The following is a 17,601-nucleotide window of genomic DNA, read 5'->3' as shown; positions in this document are numbered from 1 at the left end:
GCGTGTCGTCAGTGCAGGACGACCGGTTGCGTCATCAGGCTGTCGAACTGTCCGAGGAATTCGTCGACTTCGTCGAGCGACGGCTCGTCCTCGATCAGCTGCTTCACGTGCTCGCGAAACCGGGCGGCGAGTTCGCCATCGATGAAGATTTCGCGCTGCGCATTCTTGTCGACGATTTCGTAGCCACCCGAATTCATCGCGTGATGGCCGACCTGCGGCGGAAACTCGACGACGCAGTAGTTGGGGCTGTTGTAGATCATTTGCATGGCGGCACTCCTCTTCGCAGTGGCTTCTGGCCTTGTTGTTCCCCTAGGTGGGGTAGACCTCGCCGGTTTCAAGGGGCTTGCGCTGCACACCCCGTTCCCTCTGCATGGGGTGTATCGGTTAGAAGCCGATATCTCAGAAACGTTTCCTATTGTCGGCCGGTGTACCGAAATAGTTGTTAAAGAGTGTCATGGACGGCATGACTGATATTACGGCGCGTGACCGCCGATCTTTATGGCGGGTAACCATCGGTCGAATTTGCCGATTCGCGGGCGCGGCACGTGGCCTCACGGCGCCGCGGGTGGCGACGACGCAGCCGAGGGCGGCGCATTCGGCATGCCCGGTGCGGCGGCGTCGGACGCCGCATTCGGTGTGCCGCCGGTGTCCGGCGCCGCTTCGGCGGGCACGGCGGGCACGGCGGGCACGGCGGGCACGGCGGGTGCGGCGGGTGCGGCGGGTGCGGCGAGCGGGCCGTGCCACAGCAGCTCGATCTGCGCACCGTTCGGTTCCGTCTGCATGAGCCGCGCGGGCAGCCAGCCGAGCGACGGCGCGAGCCACATGTCGATGCGCCGTGTGTCGCCGGCGCGGCGCGGCAGGCGCATGAAGTGCCGCGTCTCGATGAAGCCGGCGGCGGTCTGCACCGGCTCGTCGCCGATCACCGTGATCGGCCAGGTCTCGCCGCTGTTGTTGTCGATCACGAAGAACTGCTGCGTGACGCCCCGCCGGTAGGCGTCGGGATTGCCGCGCACGAGGCCCGACAGCTGCATCAGCATGCTGAAGCGGTCCTGCGTGCCGTCGGGCAGCGGCGCGTTGTCCGGCGTGCGCGTGAACACGACCTGCCGGATTTCGCGGTTGAAGATCGCGATGTCCTCCGGGCGCTTGCCGCGCTGCTCGACGTATCGGTCGGGCGCGATCCCGTATGCATCGACGCGGCCCTGGCTCCGGTACCTGAACGGGCCGATGAACGGCACCGGCATCGTCACCGACAGCTCATACGTTTGTCCGTCGGTGCGCCAGTGGATCGTTCCCGTCGAGTTCTGCATGCCGTTGAAGAACGCATCGTATTGCAGGTCGCCGGACGGCGGCGCGGCGAACTTCACGCCGCTCGACGCGGGGCCGGCCGTCGCTGCGCCGCTTGCGCCGCCGGCCGTTGCAGCCGAGGCGCCCGAGGCACCCGTTGCGGTGCCGCCGGCGGATGCGGCCGCGGCCGCCGGCACGCCTTCCGCGGCGGTCTGCGTCGACGTCAGCACCGGCTCCTGCGGCGCCGGTCGCGATGGCGCGGCCGCCGGCTTCGCGGGTTTCGGCGCGGCCGGCTTCGGCGCGCCCGGCCTGGCAGCCGGTTTCGGCGCGGGTTGCGCCGGCTGCCGCTCGATCGGCCGCGGCCTAAGCAGCTCGATCTGCACCGGCACCTCGGCGGGCGCCGGCGGCGTAAACGGTTCGCGATGACGCATGAACCACAGCGCGGCGAGCGCATGCAGCACGAGCACCACGACGAGCGCGACGCCCGCGCGCAGCCAGCGGCGGGGCGGAGCGTAGCGGGGGCGGGCGTCGGAGGGCGGCATCGTCGGGCAGCGAAGGGTTCGGGGCGGTTGCGCGGCGTCGGCGCGCCGGCTGGCAGGTTGCGTCAGGAATCGGACCGCCGGGCGCGCCGCGCGTTCATGCGGCGCGTCGCGCGCCACGCGTCAGGAGTCAGGCGTCAGGCGTCAGGCGTCGCGCGCGTCCGGACTATAGCCGAGTTCGTACGACAGTTTCTGCGCGCAGGCGCGCAGCGCGGTGTCGATCTCGCCGCCCCACGCGATGTCGAACGTGCCTTCGTGGCCGAGCGCGAGGATCGCGAGCGCGAGCTCGCCGACCGCGTCGAACACCGGCATGCAGAACGCGTGGATCGTCGGCAGCAGCATCCCTTCGACGCGCGCGGCCGCATGGGCGCGCACGTCCGCGAGCACCGCGTCGACCTCGGCGAGCGTGCGCGGCCCGCCGTGATGCGGCGAGCGGCGCGTGTCGGCGAGCTCGCGCTCGATCATCGCGGCGGTCTTGCCGCGCGGCAGGTACGCGGCGAACAACAGGCCCGTCGCGGAGCCGAGCAGCGGCATCACGTCGCCGAGCTTCAGCGACGCCTTCGCCGGATGGCTCGATTCCATCCAGTGCACGATCGTCGGGCCCTGGTTGCCCCACACCGCGATGCCGACCGTCTGGTCGAGCCGGTCGCGCAATTCGGTCAGCGCGATCCGCGCGAGCTTCACGCCGTCGACCCGCGCGAGCCGCGCGAGGCCCATCTGCAGCGCGAAGCCGCCGAGCTCGTAGCGGCCGGAGACGGGGTCCTGCGACACGACGCCGAGCCGCGAGAAGCTGACGAGGTAGCGGTGCGCCTTCGCCGGGCTCATGCCCGCGCGCTGCGCGAGATCGCGCAGCATCATCGCGCGCGGCTCGCTCGTCAGCACGTCGAGCAGGCGGAAGCCGACCTCGATCGACTGGATGCCGGAGCGGACCTTCTCGCCGTTGTCGCCGCCATCGCCGGCGGCTTCGTCGGCGGTGTCGGAGTCGGCGAGATCGTCGTCTGGGAGCTGGCTGGCGGGCATGGGGCAACGGCGCGCGGCGCGCGATCTGGAGGGAAGGTTCGAATCGGCCGCGGCGCTCGCAAGCGCGGTGCGCCGCACGGATTCACCATCGTAAAATAGATTCCTTCCATCGTCACTACAACGGCAGATTCCCCTTATGAAACTTGCTTCGCTGAAGGACGGCACGCGCGACGGCCAGCTGATCGTGGTGTCGCGCGACCTGCACACCGCGGCGATCGCCGACGCGATCGCGCCGACGCTGCAGCGCGTGCTCGACGACTGGGCGTTCTACGCGCCGCAGCTGCGCGACCTGTACGACGCGCTGAACCACGGCCGCGCGCGGCACGCGTTCCCGTTCGATCCGGCGAACTGCATGGCGCCGCTGCCGCGCGCGTTCCAGTGGGCCGACGGCTCGGCGTACGTGAACCATGTCGAGCTCGTGCGCCGCGCGCGCGGCGCCGAGATGCCGCCGGAATTCTGGACCGATCCGCTGATGTACCAGGGCGGCAGCGACGATTTCCTCGGGGCGCGCGACGACGTCGTCTGTCCGTCCGAGGAATGGGGCATCGACTTCGAGGCGGAAGTCGCGGTGATCACCGGCGACGTGCCGATGAGCGCGTCGCCCGACGACGCGCTGAAGGCGGTACGGCTCGTCACGCTCGTGAACGACGTGTCGCTGCGCAACCTGATTCCGGCCGAGCTCGCGAAGGGCTTCGGCTTCTTCCAGAGCAAGCCGGCGACCGCGTTCGCGCCGGTCGCGGTCACCCCGGACGAACTCGGCGAGCACTGGCGCGAAGGCCGCGTGCACCGGCCGATGATCGTCCACTGGAACGGCAGGAAGGTCGGCCAGCCCGACGCGGGCACCGACATGGTGTTCCATTTCGGGCAACTGATCGCGCACGCGGCGAAGACGCGCAACCTGCGCGCGGGCTCGATCGTCGGCTCGGGCACGGTGTCGAACAAGGATTCGAAGCGCGGCTACTGCTGCATCGCCGAGAAGCGCTGCCTCGAGACGATCGAGCACGGCGCGCCGCAAACGCAGTTCATGCGCTACGGCGACACCGTGAAGATCGAGATGTTCGACGACGCGGGCAAGTCGATCTTCGGCGCGATCGAGCAGTCGGTCGCGCCGCCCGACGGCGCCGCCTGACGTAATGTAGCGCGCGGGCGCAACCCGGTTGCGGCGCGCGCGCCGGGTTTCGCCCGATGTTTGCCCGTGCGGGCTTGGCTACACTCGACTCATGGGTTTTTCCGCAAGGAGCTGCGCATGTCCGATACCGCCATCTACAGCGGTTATGAAGCACTGAAGGTGCGGCGCCAGCCGCACGGCATCCTCGAGATCGTGATGAGCGGCGAAGGCGCGAACAAGAGCGGCCTCGCGACCGCCGACGAGCGCATGCACCGCGAGCTGGCCGACATCTGGCGCGACGTCGATCGCGATCCCGACACGCGCGTCGCGGTGATCCGCGGCGAAGGCAAGGGCTTCTCGGCGGGCGGCGACCTCGCGCTCGTCGAGCAGATGGCGAACGATTTCGACGTGCGCGCGCGGGTCTGGCGCGAAGCGCGCGACCTCGTCTACAACGTGATCAACTGCAGCAAGCCGATCGTGTCCGCGATGCACGGCCCGGCCGTCGGCGCGGGGCTCGTCGCCGGGCTGCTCGCCGACATCTCGATCGCGTCGAAGAGCGCGCGCATCATCGACGGCCATACGCGGCTCGGCGTCGCGGCGGGCGACCACGCGGCGATCGTGTGGCCGCTCCTGTGCGGAATGGCGAAGGCGAAGTACTACCTGCTACTGTGCGAGCCGGTGAGCGGCGAGGAGGCCGAGCGGATCGGCCTCGTGTCGCTCGCGGTCGACGAGCCCGATTTGCTGCCGAAGGCGTACGAGGTCGCGGAGAAGCTCGCGCACGGCTCGCAGACGGCGATCCGCTGGACCAAGTACGCGCTCAACAACTGGCTGCGCTCGGCGGGGCCGACCTTCGACGCGTCGCTCGCGCTCGAATTCATGGGTTTTTCGGGGCCCGACGTGCAGGAGGGAATTCGCTCGCTGCGCGAACGGCGAGCGCCCGACTTCCCCGGCGGCGCGCCGTTCTGACGCGCGCTATGATCGATCCAGGCGGCCGGGCGATCCGGCCGCTCCCCCAGTCAACCAGGATGCCCGCATGACGATCGATACCTCCGGCTCCAATCCTTTCTCCGGCTTCGCCGGCTTCCAGCCTGCAGACATGCTCGAACGCATGTGGGAAATGATCCGCATGACGCCGTTCGGCGGCATGGGCGCGTTTCCCGGCGCGACGCACGGGCTGCCGCCGTCGCTGTCGGGCATGTCCGACATGATGGCGCCGCTCGCCAGCGTCGAGGAGCTCGACAAGCGCATCACCGACCTGCGCGCGGTCGAGCAATGGCTGAAGCTGAACCTCGGGATGCTGCAGTCCGCGATCCAGGCGATGGAAGTGCAGCGCGCGACGCTCGCGACGCTGCGCGCGTTCGGCGCGTTCGCGCAAACCTCGATGTCGGCCGCCGAGGATGCGGCCGTCGCGGCGGCGAAGGCGGCCGCGACGCCGCTCGGCGACACGCAGCAGGCCGCGCCGGAAGGCGCGCAGGCGGACGCGCCGCCCGAGGGCGAGAGCGCCGCGCAGAACGCGGCCTTCGATCCGGCCGGCTGGTGGAACCTGCTGCAGGCGCAGTTCAACCAGCTCGCGAGCCTCGCGATGGCGCAGCCGGGCGCGCAACCGGCCGCGCCGGACGCGCCGGCTGCGCCGGCGGCATCGGCCGCGGCGCGGCCCGATCCGGCCGACCCGCCGCCGGCGGCGCCGCGCAAGCCCGCCGCGAAGCGCGCGAAGCCGGCCGGATCGTCCGGATCGTCCGGCTCGGCCGCGGCGCGCGCGGCGGCCGCGTCGACGCCCGCGAGCCGTCCGCCGAAGCGCTCGACGTGACGGCGCGGCGGCTCATGTAGCAGGCCTGGCGATGCGGCTCGCGCTCGTACTGATGGGAGGCGGCGCGCGCGCCGCGTATCAGGTCGGCGTGCTGAAGGCGCTGGCCGAGATCGCGCTCGCGGCCGATCCGCAACGGCGCACGCTGCCGTTCGGCGTCGTGTGCGGCTCGTCGGCCGGCGCGATCAACGCGACGTCGATCGCGAGCCACGCCGACGATTTCTCGCACGGCGTGCGCCGCCTGCTCGAATTCTGGGAGCACCTGCGCGCGGACTACGTGTACCGCACCGACTGGCTCGGCATCGCCGCCGCGGGTGCGCGCTGGCTCGCGGCGATGAGCTTCGGCTGGGCGGCCCGCCGTTCGCCGCGCGGCCTGCTGGACAACGCGCCGCTCGCGCATCTGCTGCAGCGCGAGCTGAGCTTTCACCGGATCGAGCAGATGCTCGAGGCGCGCACGCTGCATGCGCTCGCGGTGACCGCGCTCAGCTATTCGAGCGGCCGCCATCTGACGTTCTACCAGGCCGCCGAACCGATCCAGGCGTGGCGGCGCGCGCAGCGCACCGCGCGGCTGGTCGACCTGTCGGCGTCGCACCTGCTCGCGTCGTCGGCGATTCCGTTCGTGTTCCCGGCCGTGCCGCTCGTGCTCGACGGCCAGATCGAGTATTTCGGCGACGGCTCAATCCGCCAGATCGCGCCGCTGTCGCCGGCGATCCACTTCGGCGCGGACCGGATCGTGGTCGTCGGCGCGGCCGACCCGCGGCCGGAGATCCCGGTGAACGGCGGCGGCTTCGTGCGCGGCTATCCGTCGCTCGCGCAGATCGGCCAGCAGGTGCTCGCGAGCGTGTTTCTCGACTCGATCGGCTCGGACATCGAACGGATCGAGCACATCAACCGGATGATCGCGCACCTGCCGCACCAGATCGAAGTGGACAGCGGCTGGCGGCACGTCGACGTGCTGGCGATCGCGCCGTCCGAGCGCATCGAGCTGATCGCCGCGAAACACCTGAAGCAACTGCCGCTCACCGTGCGCGGACTGCTCGGCGCGGTCGGCGGCAGCCAGCCGGCGGGCGCGTCGTTCGCGAGCTACCTGCTGTTCGAGGAGGCGTTCGCGCGCGAGCTGATCGAGCTCGGCTATCGCGACGGCTGCGCGCAGCACGACACGCTCGCCGGCTGGATCGCGCATGCGGACGGCGCGAGCGCGTCGCCGGCCGACGGGCAGGCGGCCGGGGAAATGCGGGTCTGACGCGGATCGGCTGCGTTTTCGCGATGCCGGCTGCGACGCTTTGCCGCATGGCGGCTGTCGGGAAGCGACCGGAAGCCTGTCTCGGAACCGTCATGCGTGCGTGCTATCATGGCCGCCGCCGAATACATCAAATCGAGCAGCTCGCCGGACCGGCGCCCGCAAGGGGCCGCGACGGGCTCGCCAGCGAAGCCGGCCAGCGCCGGCCCCCACTCAGGCACGCGCGGTCGGTTCCGTTCGAGCGGAGCGCGGCGCGCAGGCTTGCCCCAAGCGAGCGGCTTACGCGGCCGCGCGGCTGCCGGACGCGGAACACGCGGCCCGGGGGCTGGTTTCACGCGTAAAATTACAGTCTTGGTTGCAAAAAGCGCGTCCGCACGCGCATTGCTGCAACGGTCACGTTTAAGAGAAGTCGCATTGCGCAGAACAGGGGTGGGACCATCATGAACACCATGCTTTATCCGGAACTTTACAGGTCGCTCGAAGCCGTCCGCTGGGACATGGAGAAGGACATTCCGTGGGACAAGTTCGACGCTTCGCTGCTCACCGACGAGCAGGCGAAGACGATCAAGATGAACGCGATCACCGAGTGGTCGGCGCTGCCCGCGACGGAAATGTTCCTGCGCGACAACCAGCACGACAGCGACTTTTCCGCGTTCATGAGCGTGTGGTTCTTCGAAGAGCAGAAGCACTCGCTCGTGCTGATGGAATACCTGCGCCGCTTCAAGCCGGAGCTGGTGCCGACCGAGGAGGAGCTGCACGCGGTGCGCTTCGAGTTCGATCCGGCGCCGCCGCTCGAGACGCTGATGCTGCACTTCTGCGGCGAGATCCGCCTGAACCACTGGTACCGCTGCGCGGCCGACTGGCACACCGAGCCGGTCATCAAGCACATCTACGAAACGATCTCGCGTGACGAAGCCCGCCACGGCGGCGCGTACCTGCGCTACATGAAGAAGGCGCTGTCGAACTGCGGCGACGTCGCGCGCGCGGCGTTCGCGAAGATCGGCGTGCTGATGGCGTCGGCGCGCCGCACCGAGAAGCCGCTGCACCCGACCAACCTGCACGTGAACCAGGCGCTGTTCCCGCGCGACACCGTGCAGTCGCGCCTGCCCGATCCGGAGTGGCTCGAGCGCTGGCTCGACGAGCAGATCCGCTTCGACGGCGAGTGGGAGAAGAAGGTCGTCGAGCGCATCCTGCACAACCTGTCGATCCTGTTTGAGCGCACGTTCGCGACCGCGCAGGAGCTCAACCGGTATCGCAAGGAAGTCACCGGCCGCCTGCAGGCCGAAGGCGGCCAGTCGGCTGCCCAGCCGGCCTGACGACGAGACGCGCGCCCGGCGAGGGCGCGCGCGACATGAAGCCCGCCCGGCTCGGCGGGCTTTTTCTTGGGCATGCGCGCCGCGCACGCCGTTCGCTTCCGCCAGTCACCCATCATGCCCGCTACCTTCGAACGTAAGCTGATCACCCGCGACGCGCTCGTCGCCCTGCGCGCGTCGCTGCCCGCGCCCGTCGTGTTCACGAACGGCGTGTTCGACATCCTGCATCGCGGCCACGTCACCTATCTCGCCGACGCGAAAGCGCTCGGCGCGTGCCTGATCGTCGGCGTCAACAGCGACGCGTCGGTGCGCATGCTCGGCAAGGGCGACGACCGCCCGATCAACCACGAGGACGACCGGATGGCGCTGCTCGCGTCGCTCGAAAGCGTCGACTGGGTCGTGAAGTTCGAGGAGCAGACGCCGGTGTCGCTGATCGAGGCCGTGCATCCGGACATCCTCGTCAAGGGCGGCGACTACGACATGGACGTGCTGCCGGAATCCGCGCTGGTGCGCGGCTGGGGCGGCCGGGCGCTGGCGATTCCGTTCGAGCACGAGCGCTCGACCACCGCGCTGTTGAAGAAGGTGCGCGCGCAGCAGCCGTAAATCCGCGCCGCCGCGCGCGGCGTCAGGGCGCGGATGCCGCGAGCGGCTCCGCCGGTGCCGCGATCGGGCCGCCCGTGAGCGCCTGATCGGCAGCGTGCGCGAGCGGTGTGACGCGCAGCGCGTCGGGGTGCACTTGCCGCGACAGCATCCCCGGTTCGCGCGGGCCGGCCGCCGGCAGCGGCCCGAACACGCCGCGCGCCACCACGAGCGCGAGCATGTTGGCGAGAAAGAGAACAGCGATCAGCCAGCGCAGCATCGTCGACACCTCTTTTCGTCATTCAGTCAGGCCAGCCGCGGGGCTGGTCATTCGGTTCGCCCGGCCCACCCGCGCATGAGAACGCGCATGCGTGCCGTTTCAACCATTCGCAACCATTTCCGCCGCAATCAGCGCCAGCCCGGACAGGATCAGCGCATCGTGGCGCGTATGCGGCACCGTCAGCGCGCGCGCGACGTCGTCGGCCGCGCCGCCCGCCAGCACGAGCCGCACCGGCGCTTGCCAGGCGGCGTTCAGGTCGCGCCAGGCGCGCTCGATCAGCCCGGCCTGCGCATACAGGCAGCCCGCCGACAGCGAGCGCGGCGTGTCGAGCTGGAACGGCTCCGCCTGAGCGAGCGCGAGCAGGCCGCTCGCGATGTCGGTGGTGAGCGTCGGCAACTGCGCGGTGTGCGTGCCGAGCGAACGCATCATCAGCGCCCAGCCCGGCGCGATCAGTCCGCCCGTGAAGCGCCCGTCCGCGCGCAACGCCTCGAGCGTCGTCGCGGTGCCGAACGTCGCGATCAGCAGCGCTTCGCCAGGAAACGCCGCATGCGCGCCGATCAGGCCGGCCCAGCGGTCGCTGCCGAGCTGGTCGGGCGTCGCATAGCCGTTCGTCACGCCGCACTGCGCGGCACATGCGCGGATCGTCGTGCGCGGCAGGCCCGGCCAGCGCGCCTCGAGCAGCGCGTCGAGCCGTGCCGCCACCTCCGCGCCGGCGACGTTCGAAATCCACGCGCCGCGCGGGCGCGGCACGTGCGACCAGTCCGGATCGGCGCCGCCGTCGCGCGCGTGGCCGAACGCGCCCGTCTCGACCAGCTCGCGCCGCGCGTCGGCGAGCGCCCACTTGATCCGGCTGTTGCCGGCGTCGATCAGCAGGTGCGGCGCGCTCATTGCGCCTCGCGCAGCGACACGTCGCCGGCCGCGATCGCCTGCACGCCGCCGGGCGTGTCGAGCAGCAGCTGGCCTGCCGCGTCGATGCCGGTCGCGATGCCGCGCGCGCGTTCCGCGCCTTGCTCGATCAGCACCACTTCACGGCCCGCGAACGCGTGCCGCGCGTGCCAGCGCGGCACGAACGGCGCGAGCCCGTCGGCCGCGAACTGCGCGAGCGCGGGCGTGAGCGCGTTCAGCGACGCGGCGAGCGTATCGGTAAGGTTCGCCTCCGCCCACGCGGACGACAGTGCCGCGGGCGGCAGCGCGCCCGCGGTCGACGCTTCGCGCGCGCGCTGCGCGTCGACCTGCGCGGCGACGGCTTCCGCGCCGCGCACGTTGACGCCGAAGCCGATCACGACGGCCGTCGCGTCGGGCGTCGTCCACACCGTTTCGATCAGGATCCCGGCGAGCTTGCCGACGATGTGTGTCGAACCGGCGTCGGCGGCGGTCAGCAGCAGGTCGTTCGGCCACTTGAGCGCGATCCCGGCGCGCGCGTCGAGCGGCAGCGCGGCGAGCCCTTCGGCGAGCGCGACGCCGATCGCGAGGCTCAGCCCGCCGAGCGCGTCGACCGGGCGCGGCACGATGCAGCCGACCGAGCAGAGCAGCGCGTTGCCCGGCTGCGCGAACCATGGGCGGCCTTGCCGGCCTCGGCCGGCCGTCTGCTCGAACGCGACCCGCACGAGCGGCGCGGGCAGCGCGTTCGCGGTGCGCGGCAGCGCCTTCAGGCGGGCGGCGAGGTCGGCATTGGTCGAGCCGGTCGCGGCGACGATGTCGAGCGGCCACGCGCGCGGCGCGGCGTCCAGGTGCGCGTCGAGCCGGCTGCGCGCGATGTGCGCGTCGCCGGAGTCGGGCGTGTCGGAGGAGGTGGGGGCGTTCATGGTGGCTATTGTAGCGACAGGGGACGAGATCGCGCCGGGAAGTATGGGGGCAGCGGGGACGCGGCGTGCGCGGGGCTGAGACATGTATTTTTCGTTCTGGTCGTGCAGGCGCTTGATCAGGTCAAGCACAAGCATGAGTGCCAACGCCTTGCCAAGCTGGATGGCGATTGCGTTGGTTCATCTCGTATTGAGCAAACAAACTTAAACGAATCTTATTGGTAAGGATTTCGAATTTGTCAGATTGATTCTTCTTTCTCGTTCGCGCAAATTTTGTACGGAGCAATCCTCAGCCATTTGTCGAGAAGGGAAAATCCAGATGAGTAACGATCAGAAGGCCCCGCCCCATCTTTTCGCCACCGACGACTCACGCACGGAGCGTGGAAGCCAGATAACCCAGGCCGTCAGCAGCCCGGCAGTCATCGGGCCTGCTGTCGTCCACGTCAGCCATATCGCAGCCTATGAGGCCGGTAGCGAGGCAGCATGATTCGCTACTTTCTCGCCAGAGGCGATCGAGGTGGCAGCGCCACGATTACAGAAGGATTGGAACACGTCACTTGTTCTAATCCGCCGCCGCGCGTGCATATTGCGACGCTCTACATGAAAACCTATTGCACGGCCTGCAAACAGGAAGGGTTCATCGCGCCAAAGGGGCCGCGCCTGCCGGGTACAGGCCCAAATGGCAAGCCGTGGGCGTTGAGCGGCGATATCAATGTCTGTGGATGCAATCCGCCACCCGTTTTCCATGCCGAGCGCGGCATGAAAATGATCGTCACGTCGCAGGAAGCGGCGACGCTGGCGGGAGGAAGCAGCGCCTCGGCTGCAAGCACCACGGGGACCGAGGCTGCGATGGCAGTGCAGACGGTTGCTTCAGCTACGTATGACGAACAGGTGCGCGCCGGTATACGCACCACACTACCGCAGGATTATCCGTATCTGATTGAACTAAGCGATGGACGGACCTTCGCAGGGCATGTCAACAGTAATGGCCAGTTGCCGCGGATCCGTTCCGAGATCGCCGACAGTTACACGGTCTATTGGGGCGAAGACGCTCTTGTACACAAGGACTGGACGTGATGCCAAACAGCCCGACAACGGTAAGAACGAACACAACGCCCGATTCCATCAAGGTTGTGCAATTGCGGGCGGTAACATTCGAGGAGCTGTGGGATGCTTACCCATCCGGCAATCCCTATGACAACCCAGCCTATACCAATCAATGCGCCATTCGCATGAGCGTCGCCCTTCATCGCGTCGGCATTGAAATGAAGTCGTTCTCGTCGAAACTGGTCAAACCGCTTGGTGGTCAACCGAGTATCGGACGAATCCTGCTGAACGGAAAGGCAACGGCTACGCGCGCCAACGAGCTTGGGGCATGGCTGAGGTTGCAGCCTTTTGCGGGCCTGGGGAGGGCGGAAAACGTCACTGGAGAAGATTGGAGGGATAGAGTCAAGGGGCGAACCGGGATCATCATGTTTGACGGCTACTGGACTCGCGACGGGGAAACAGAGGGGAATGCCAGCGGCGGGCACATTGATTTATGGAACGGCGAAAAGCTCACGGGATTCGGTACTGGACTCCGAACCCGGTGGAATATCGTGATTCCAGGATTGTGGTCCGATTTTCGTAGGTCGAAAACAATCTTATTCTTCCAGATAAAATGAAACTGCTGAGAACCGCCATCGGCGCAATTGCTGGTTCGGTCATAGTCACACTTGCTTGTTGGGGCGGCTTATATCTGTTCGGCGTTTTGATTCTTCACGGGCAAGGAAGTCTGTTCGATACGAACCCGCAAGTTGCGAACCTGTTTTTTGCCGGCTGGTTTATGTCCGTGGTTGTGGGCACGGTAATCGGCGGCTGGCGCGGGTATGTATGGGAGCGATGCCGGGTAAGAAAAAGGCGGAAAGCATGACAATTCATGCCGCCTTTGCGGCTGCCTTGTATTAGGTCGAAAAGACGGGGAGGCTTACCGCGATTTTCACAGCGCTTGGACTTGCCAGTTAAGCGAGGGCCGCGCATCAGGCGCGGCCTTTTTTCCACGACCCGGCTCGAACGGTCACGCAAGCGCTTGCAGTTCGGCATCCTGCATTACTACAGCTTCGTCGCTTTCGTCTGCGGAACCCGACGCAGCGACGCGCCGGCAACGTCGTCATCTTGATCTTCCCGACCGGCGAGACTACGTTCGATATATCCGCTTTGGCGGCATGCGCGGCGAGTGCCAACCGGTTCTCGTCGTTGCCGCATCGAGGGAAACGGCGATGAGCAAGCTTCATTCATGTTCGAGCCTGTCCAGCCTGTTCGAGCGCTTCCACCGCAAGACGACCCGGATCTCCGACGCCATCGGGCCGCCGATGACGCGTGCTTGTCACCGGCTGTCGGAATCGCTCGCGTCGGCATGGTCGGCGGTGCGTTCGGGTACGTCGCATACGCACCGGCATTGACGCGGCGGCTGACGTTTTCAAGGAGACGGCGATGCAACTCCACATGCATTCGCACCATTACGTGCACCGCATTCCGGTGTGGCGTGCCGCCGTGATCGGCGGGTGCGTGGCCGGCGCGGTTTTCCTCGTCATCCAGGTCGTCGCGGCTGCCATCATCGGACACGACGCGTGGGCGCCGCTGCGCATGATCGCGGCCATCTACTTCGGCGACGACGCGCTCGCGCCGTCGGCCACGGTCGAAGTGGGAATCCTGCTGGCGGCGCTGGGCGTGCACTTCGCGTTGTCGATCGTGTTTGCGCTGATCCTGGCCGTGATCATCGCGTGTTTCAGCCTCGATTCGAGCGTCGGGATGGCCAGCGTGACGGGAGCCGTATTCGGCGTGCTGCTGTACGTCGTCAATTACTACGGGATGACGCAATTGTTCCCGTGGTTCGCCGACGCGCGTGGCTGGGTGAGCGCACTCGACCACATCGTCTTCGGGCTGATCGTGTCCGACGCGTACATGCGTCTGGAGCGACCCGCGCAGAGCAGCGCCGCCTGACGCGATGTCGCGGCGCCTGGCCGGCTCAATGCTGTTCCATCTGCTCCAGCGCCTTGATGTCTTCCTCGGACGTCATTTCGCAGGCAAGCAGCGTCTTGCCCTTCAGCGCGGGGCCCTGGCGGGCCGAAACGAGGATCAGGGCGCCCCCCGGCCCCCGGACGGTCAGCCGGCGGGAATAGCCGACGGACGACGCGCCCAGCAGGTGGCCTTTCTCGGGGGCGAGCTTGTAGCGTTGCGCGAGCTGGTCGGCGACTTCACCTTCCACGAGCACGCCGATTCCCGTACTGGTGAACACGACGTTCTGCGTCGTGAAGCCGTCCCGGCGGATCGGCTCTGGCAGACGAAAGACCGCGGCGCCCAGCATCGATTCGTCCGGCTTCGGATCGGCCGCCTTGACGGTGTCGTAGATCGCGCTCATGAGGTCCGACGTAAACGGCGGCTTGCAGATCGCGGCGTTGAAGATATCGGGATGGGCGGGCGGCGCGGCGAGCGCGACGAACGGGGCGGCGACGACGGCGCCGAGGGCGGCGCGAAGGCCGGACAGGCGATGCAACATGGATGCGGTCCTCTCAGGTTTTGTTGTGAGGCGGCATGATACGGCATCGCCGCGCGCATGCCCGCGTCTCGCGACCGATCCCGGTTCCAGGCGATCGATGCGCGAGGCGCCGGGTCATGCGTGTCAGGCCACCGCTGCGCTTCCGACGCACCCTTACGGCGCGACGACCGGATGCTTCAGCGCGTGCGCGGTCTCGATCCACTGCGCGTGGAATGCATCCGCATCCGGCGTGAGGCCCAGTTCGCCGTTGCGATACGCCATCGCGAGCGTCTGCACCGCTTCCGGCAGTTCGTGCTCGGCCGCGCGCCGGTACAGCGCGAGCGCGCGCGCGTCGTCGCGCGGCACGCCGCTGCCGTCGCGATACGCGTTCGCGAGCATGAAGTCGGCGGCCGGGAGGTCCGCGCGCGACGCCACGTCGAACCAGCGTGCCGCCTGCACGGGATCGGCGGCAATGCCGTAGCCGCTGCGATAGATCAACCCGAGGTAGTACGCGGCGGCCGGGTCGCCGTGCGCGGCGGCGGCGGCCAGCAGCGTCCGGGCGCGCGCATAGTCCTTCGGCAGCCCGCCGCTGCCGAGCAGCAGCGCCTTGCCGAGCGCGAGCTGCGCGCGGCGCGCTGCCGGCGCGTGCGTCGCGCCGCTCGCTTGCGCGGCGGTTTCGAGCCAGCCGCGCCCTTCGTCGCGCAGGCCGGGCTCGCGCGCGTCGACGAGCGCGCCGCCCAGCGCCGCCTGTGCGTCGGCGGACCCGGCGCGCGCGAGGTCGCGCAGCCGCGCGAGCGCGTGCGGCTCGCCGGCCTGCGTGACCATCGCCTGCCATTCGTCGAGCTGCGCGGCGCTCGGCGCGGGGCCGGCGCTGCGCCAGCCGCTCGCCGCGACTGCGGCGGCGGCGATCGCCGCCACCGCCGCCAGCAGCACGGCGGGCGGCAGCTTCACGCGCAGCAGGCGCCGCGCGGCTGGCGCGAAGCCCGCCTCGGCGGGCCGCATGGTGCGGATCGGTTGCATCGCGTATTTCATCGTGGACTTCATTGCGTCAGGTCGATCTCGTAGGTGGCGAGGTTCTTGCCCGAGCCGTCGTCGGCCGCGACCTGCGTGATGCCGGTCAGGCCGGCCGCCGCCGCGTCGGCGAGGCGGTTCGGCGCGGACGCGAACTGCACGTGCGCGACCGAGCTCGCGAGCTTCGTGAAGCGCCAGCTGCGCTGCGCGCCGTCCGCCGCGCGCGTGATCGCGCCGCGCTTCTTGATGAACGCGATCAGCACGTCGCGGTTCGCGTCCGGCGACGCGAAGATCGTCTTGCTGCCATCGAGGCCGGGGAAGTTGCCGCCGCCGCTCGCGCGGTAGTTGTTGGTCGCGACGATGAACTGCCCGTTCGGGTCGATCGGCGCGCCCTTGTACGTCAGGTTCCTGATCCGGCTGCCGACCGGCTGCGTGACGTCGATCTCGTACGACAGATCGGCGGACGTGAACATGTCGAAGTTGTAGCCGGGGAAGCTGCTGACGAGCTTCTGCACGGTTGCCTGCGTCGGATCGATCCGGTTGAAGCGCTTCGCGGCGGTCTCGAGCCAGTTCTTCACGTCCGCGCCGCTCACCTTCACCGCGTAGACGGTGTTCGGATACAGGTACAGGTCGGCCGCGTTGTTGATCGCGAGTGCGCCCGGCGCGACGTCGGTGAAGTCGTTGCCGCCGCCGAAGCCGCTCTTGAACGGCGCGCTGACCGACAGCACCGGCAGCGACGCGTACTGCGGCAGGTTCGCCTGCACGTAGGTCTTCACGTAGTCGGCCTGCGCCTCGTTGACGATCTGGATCGCGCCCGGATCGCCGACGTCGGCGAAATACGAGGTCATCCGGTAGTCGGTCGAGCCGATCGGCGTCTTCACGTAGTTGATCGTCGCCTGGTGCTCGGCGGCGATCGCGGCCGCCACCGACGGGTCGGCGGCGACGTAGCTCTTGTCCGCGTTCTGGATCGGGCGCGCCTCGACGGTCGTGAGCGACTTGTCGACGCTCCAGGTCTTGCCGTCGAACGCGAGGCCGAGCTTGATCACACCGAGGTGCTTGCCCCAGTAGTTCGCCATCACGGTCGGCACGCCGTTGACGGTGCCCTTGACCTTGTCGACGCCCGGCAGGTTGAACTGCGGCACCGTGCTGTTCGCATCCGGGAACACCTGGTGCGAGTGGCCGATCAGCATCGCGTCGATGCCCGGCACGGTCGACAGCCACCAGCTGCCGTTTTCCATCGTCGGCGAGTACGCCGAGTTGTCGAGCCCGCCGTGCGAGATCGCGACGATGAGGTCCGCGCCCTTCGCGCGCATCTCCGGAATGTACTTCTCGGCCGCTTCCTTCAGGCCGGTCGTGTAGACCTTGCCGTCGAGCCAGCGCTTGTCCCAGTTCATGATCGCGGGCGGCGTGAAGCCGATGATGCCGACCTTCACCGGCGCGCTGACCGTCTTGCCGTCCGGCGTGGTCGCGGTGATCGTGCGGGTCAGGATCGTGTACGGCGTGAAGAGGGGCGCGTTGGTCTTCGCGCTGATCACGTTCGCGAGCACCTGCGGGAACGCCGGGCCCGCGCACTTCTTCTGCTGCGCGGGCATGCCGTCGACGTCGAACGTGTTGCCGGTCACCTGCGACAGGTACGGCAGCCCGTAGTTGAATTCATGGTTGCCGATCCCGCCGCCGTCGAACTTCGCCGCGTTCATCACCTTGTAGATCGCGAGCGTCTGGTCGCAGCCGACCGGATTCACGAGCGCCTGGTAGTCGGCGAGCGCGGTGCCCTGGATCGTGTCGCCGTTGTCGAGCAGGAGCGTGTTCGGGTACTGCGCGCGGGCCTGCGCGATCAGCGTCGACACGCGCTCGAAGCCGAGCGAGTTGTCCGCCGCGAGCTTGAAATAGTCATACGAGAGCACGTTCGTGTGCAGGTCGGTCGTCTCGAGCAGCGCGAGGGTCGCCTTGGTGCCGGCGGGCGCCTGCGACGACGGCGGGGCGCTCACGCCGTCGCCGTTGCACGCGGCGAGAAAGGCGAGGCTCGCGAGCGCGGCGGCTGCCGGCGCGCGATGGCGGAGAAGCGAGGGGAATCGCATCGGTTGTCCTGTTTGGTGTTCTGTTG

At 68.6% G+C, this 17,601-nt stretch carries 20 protein-coding genes; 11 read left to right on the top strand and 9 right to left on the bottom strand.

What is annotated here, in order from left to right:
* Window positions 1-8: 8 nt before the first annotated feature.
* From KY49_RS20885 to KY49_RS20875, 3 genes are all read right to left on the bottom strand, one after another.
* On the bottom strand, window positions 9-266 hold the full coding sequence (locus tag KY49_RS20885; protein ID WP_010090525.1) for a BTH_I0359 family protein: 258 nt from the start codon (window positions 264-266) through the stop codon (window positions 9-11).
* A gap of 285 nt (window positions 267-551) precedes the next feature.
* Window positions 552-1,826, bottom strand: a complete 1,275-nt coding sequence (locus tag KY49_RS20880) for a DUF3108 domain-containing protein (protein WP_042586431.1) — start codon at window positions 1,824-1,826, stop codon at window positions 552-554.
* Between the two features lie 141 nt (window positions 1,827-1,967).
* Complete coding sequence (locus KY49_RS20875) at window positions 1,968-2,843, bottom strand: IclR family transcriptional regulator (RefSeq protein WP_042586430.1); 876 nt, start codon at window positions 2,841-2,843, stop codon at window positions 1,968-1,970.
* Between the two features lie 136 nt (window positions 2,844-2,979).
* On the opposite strand from KY49_RS20875, the gene KY49_RS20870 reads away from it, so the two are divergent.
* The 6 genes from KY49_RS20870 (at window position 2,980) to rfaE2 (ending at window position 8,911) form a co-directional block, all read left to right on the top strand.
* A complete protein-coding gene (locus tag KY49_RS20870) occupies window positions 2,980-3,972 on the top strand; it encodes a fumarylacetoacetate hydrolase family protein (RefSeq protein WP_042586429.1) in 993 nt (330 codons plus the stop codon).
* A 117-nt stretch (window positions 3,973-4,089) separates the two neighbouring features.
* The gene (locus KY49_RS20865) at window positions 4,090-4,917 is read left to right on the top strand and encodes an enoyl-CoA hydratase/isomerase family protein (protein WP_042586428.1); all 828 of its coding nucleotides are present in this window, start codon (window positions 4,090-4,092) and stop codon (window positions 4,915-4,917) included.
* Between the two features lie 67 nt (window positions 4,918-4,984).
* A complete protein-coding gene (locus tag KY49_RS20860) occupies window positions 4,985-5,758 on the top strand; it encodes a PhaM family polyhydroxyalkanoate granule multifunctional regulatory protein (RefSeq protein ID WP_042586427.1) in 774 nt (257 codons plus the stop codon).
* 31 nt (window positions 5,759-5,789) lie between these two features.
* A complete protein-coding gene (locus KY49_RS20855) occupies window positions 5,790-6,998 on the top strand; it encodes a patatin-like phospholipase family protein (protein WP_042586426.1) in 1,209 nt (402 codons plus the stop codon).
* Between the two features lie 437 nt (window positions 6,999-7,435).
* Window positions 7,436-8,311, top strand: a complete 876-nt coding sequence (locus KY49_RS20850) for a ferritin (RefSeq protein WP_029226324.1) — start codon at window positions 7,436-7,438, stop codon at window positions 8,309-8,311.
* 114 nt (window positions 8,312-8,425) lie between these two features.
* Entirely contained in the window at window positions 8,426-8,911 is a 486-nt protein-coding gene (rfaE2, locus tag KY49_RS20845) for a D-glycero-beta-D-manno-heptose 1-phosphate adenylyltransferase (RefSeq protein WP_042586425.1), read from the top strand.
* A gap of 22 nt (window positions 8,912-8,933) precedes the next feature.
* Here the strand turns inward: rfaE2 and KY49_RS20840 are convergent, their stop codons facing one another.
* The 3 genes from KY49_RS20840 to KY49_RS20830 form a co-directional block, all read right to left on the bottom strand.
* Window positions 8,934-9,167 (bottom strand): hypothetical protein, encoded by a 234-nt coding sequence (locus tag KY49_RS20840; RefSeq protein ID WP_042586424.1) that lies wholly within the window; start codon window positions 9,165-9,167, stop codon window positions 8,934-8,936.
* A gap of 99 nt (window positions 9,168-9,266) precedes the next feature.
* Entirely contained in the window at window positions 9,267-10,055 is a 789-nt protein-coding gene (locus tag KY49_RS20835) for a type III pantothenate kinase (protein ID WP_042586423.1), read from the bottom strand.
* On the bottom strand, window positions 10,052-10,972 hold the full coding sequence (locus KY49_RS20830; protein WP_042586422.1) for a biotin--[acetyl-CoA-carboxylase] ligase: 921 nt from the start codon (window positions 10,970-10,972) through the stop codon (window positions 10,052-10,054). Before KY49_RS20830 ends, KY49_RS20835 begins: the two co-directional genes overlap by 4 nt.
* Before the next feature lie 480 nt (window positions 10,973-11,452).
* Between KY49_RS20830 and KY49_RS38670 the strand changes: the two genes are divergently transcribed.
* The 5 genes from KY49_RS38670 to KY49_RS20815 all read left to right on the top strand — a co-directional run bounded on the left by KY49_RS38670 (window position 11,453) and on the right by KY49_RS20815 (window position 13,951).
* The gene (locus KY49_RS38670; RefSeq protein WP_231636459.1) at window positions 11,453-12,046 is read left to right on the top strand and encodes a hypothetical protein; all 594 of its coding nucleotides are present in this window, start codon (window positions 11,453-11,455) and stop codon (window positions 12,044-12,046) included.
* A complete protein-coding gene (locus KY49_RS35960; protein WP_082062427.1) occupies window positions 12,046-12,633 on the top strand; it encodes a type VI secretion system amidase effector protein Tae4 in 588 nt (195 codons plus the stop codon). Before KY49_RS38670 ends, KY49_RS35960 begins: the two co-directional genes overlap by 1 nt.
* On the top strand, window positions 12,630-12,881 hold the full coding sequence (locus KY49_RS37520; RefSeq protein ID WP_143137440.1) for a hypothetical protein: 252 nt from the start codon (window positions 12,630-12,632) through the stop codon (window positions 12,879-12,881). The genes KY49_RS35960 and KY49_RS37520 overlap by 4 nt, the downstream gene beginning before the upstream one ends.
* 346 nt (window positions 12,882-13,227) lie before the next feature.
* Entirely contained in the window at window positions 13,228-13,410 is a 183-nt protein-coding gene (locus tag KY49_RS20820; RefSeq protein WP_059477329.1) for a hypothetical protein, read from the top strand.
* Window positions 13,411-13,441: 31 nt separating this feature from the next.
* Window positions 13,442-13,951, top strand: coding sequence for a hypothetical protein (locus KY49_RS20815; RefSeq protein WP_042586420.1), 510 nt, complete (start codon window positions 13,442-13,444; stop codon window positions 13,949-13,951).
* Between the two features lie 25 nt (window positions 13,952-13,976).
* Here KY49_RS20815 and KY49_RS20810 read toward each other — a convergent pair whose 3' ends face one another.
* From KY49_RS20810 to KY49_RS20800, 3 genes are all read right to left on the bottom strand, one after another.
* Window positions 13,977-14,507, bottom strand: coding sequence for a hypothetical protein (locus KY49_RS20810; protein WP_042586419.1), 531 nt, complete (start codon window positions 14,505-14,507; stop codon window positions 13,977-13,979).
* A 153-nt stretch (window positions 14,508-14,660) separates the two neighbouring features.
* Window positions 14,661-15,506: a tetratricopeptide repeat protein gene (locus tag KY49_RS20805; protein WP_042586889.1), complete on the bottom strand. Its 846-nt coding sequence runs from the start codon at window positions 15,504-15,506 to the stop codon at window positions 14,661-14,663.
* A gap of 20 nt (window positions 15,507-15,526) precedes the next feature.
* On the bottom strand, window positions 15,527-17,575 hold the full coding sequence (locus tag KY49_RS20800; RefSeq protein ID WP_042586418.1) for a bifunctional 2',3'-cyclic-nucleotide 2'-phosphodiesterase/3'-nucleotidase: 2,049 nt from the start codon (window positions 17,573-17,575) through the stop codon (window positions 15,527-15,529).
* Between the last annotated feature and the right edge of the window lie 26 nt (window positions 17,576-17,601).

The organism is Burkholderia sp. MSHR3999, from assembly GCF_000833595.1.
Taxonomy (GTDB): Bacteria; Pseudomonadota; Gammaproteobacteria; order Burkholderiales; family Burkholderiaceae; genus Burkholderia; species Burkholderia ubonensis.
This window is presented reverse-complemented; position numbering and strand designations above follow the sequence as displayed.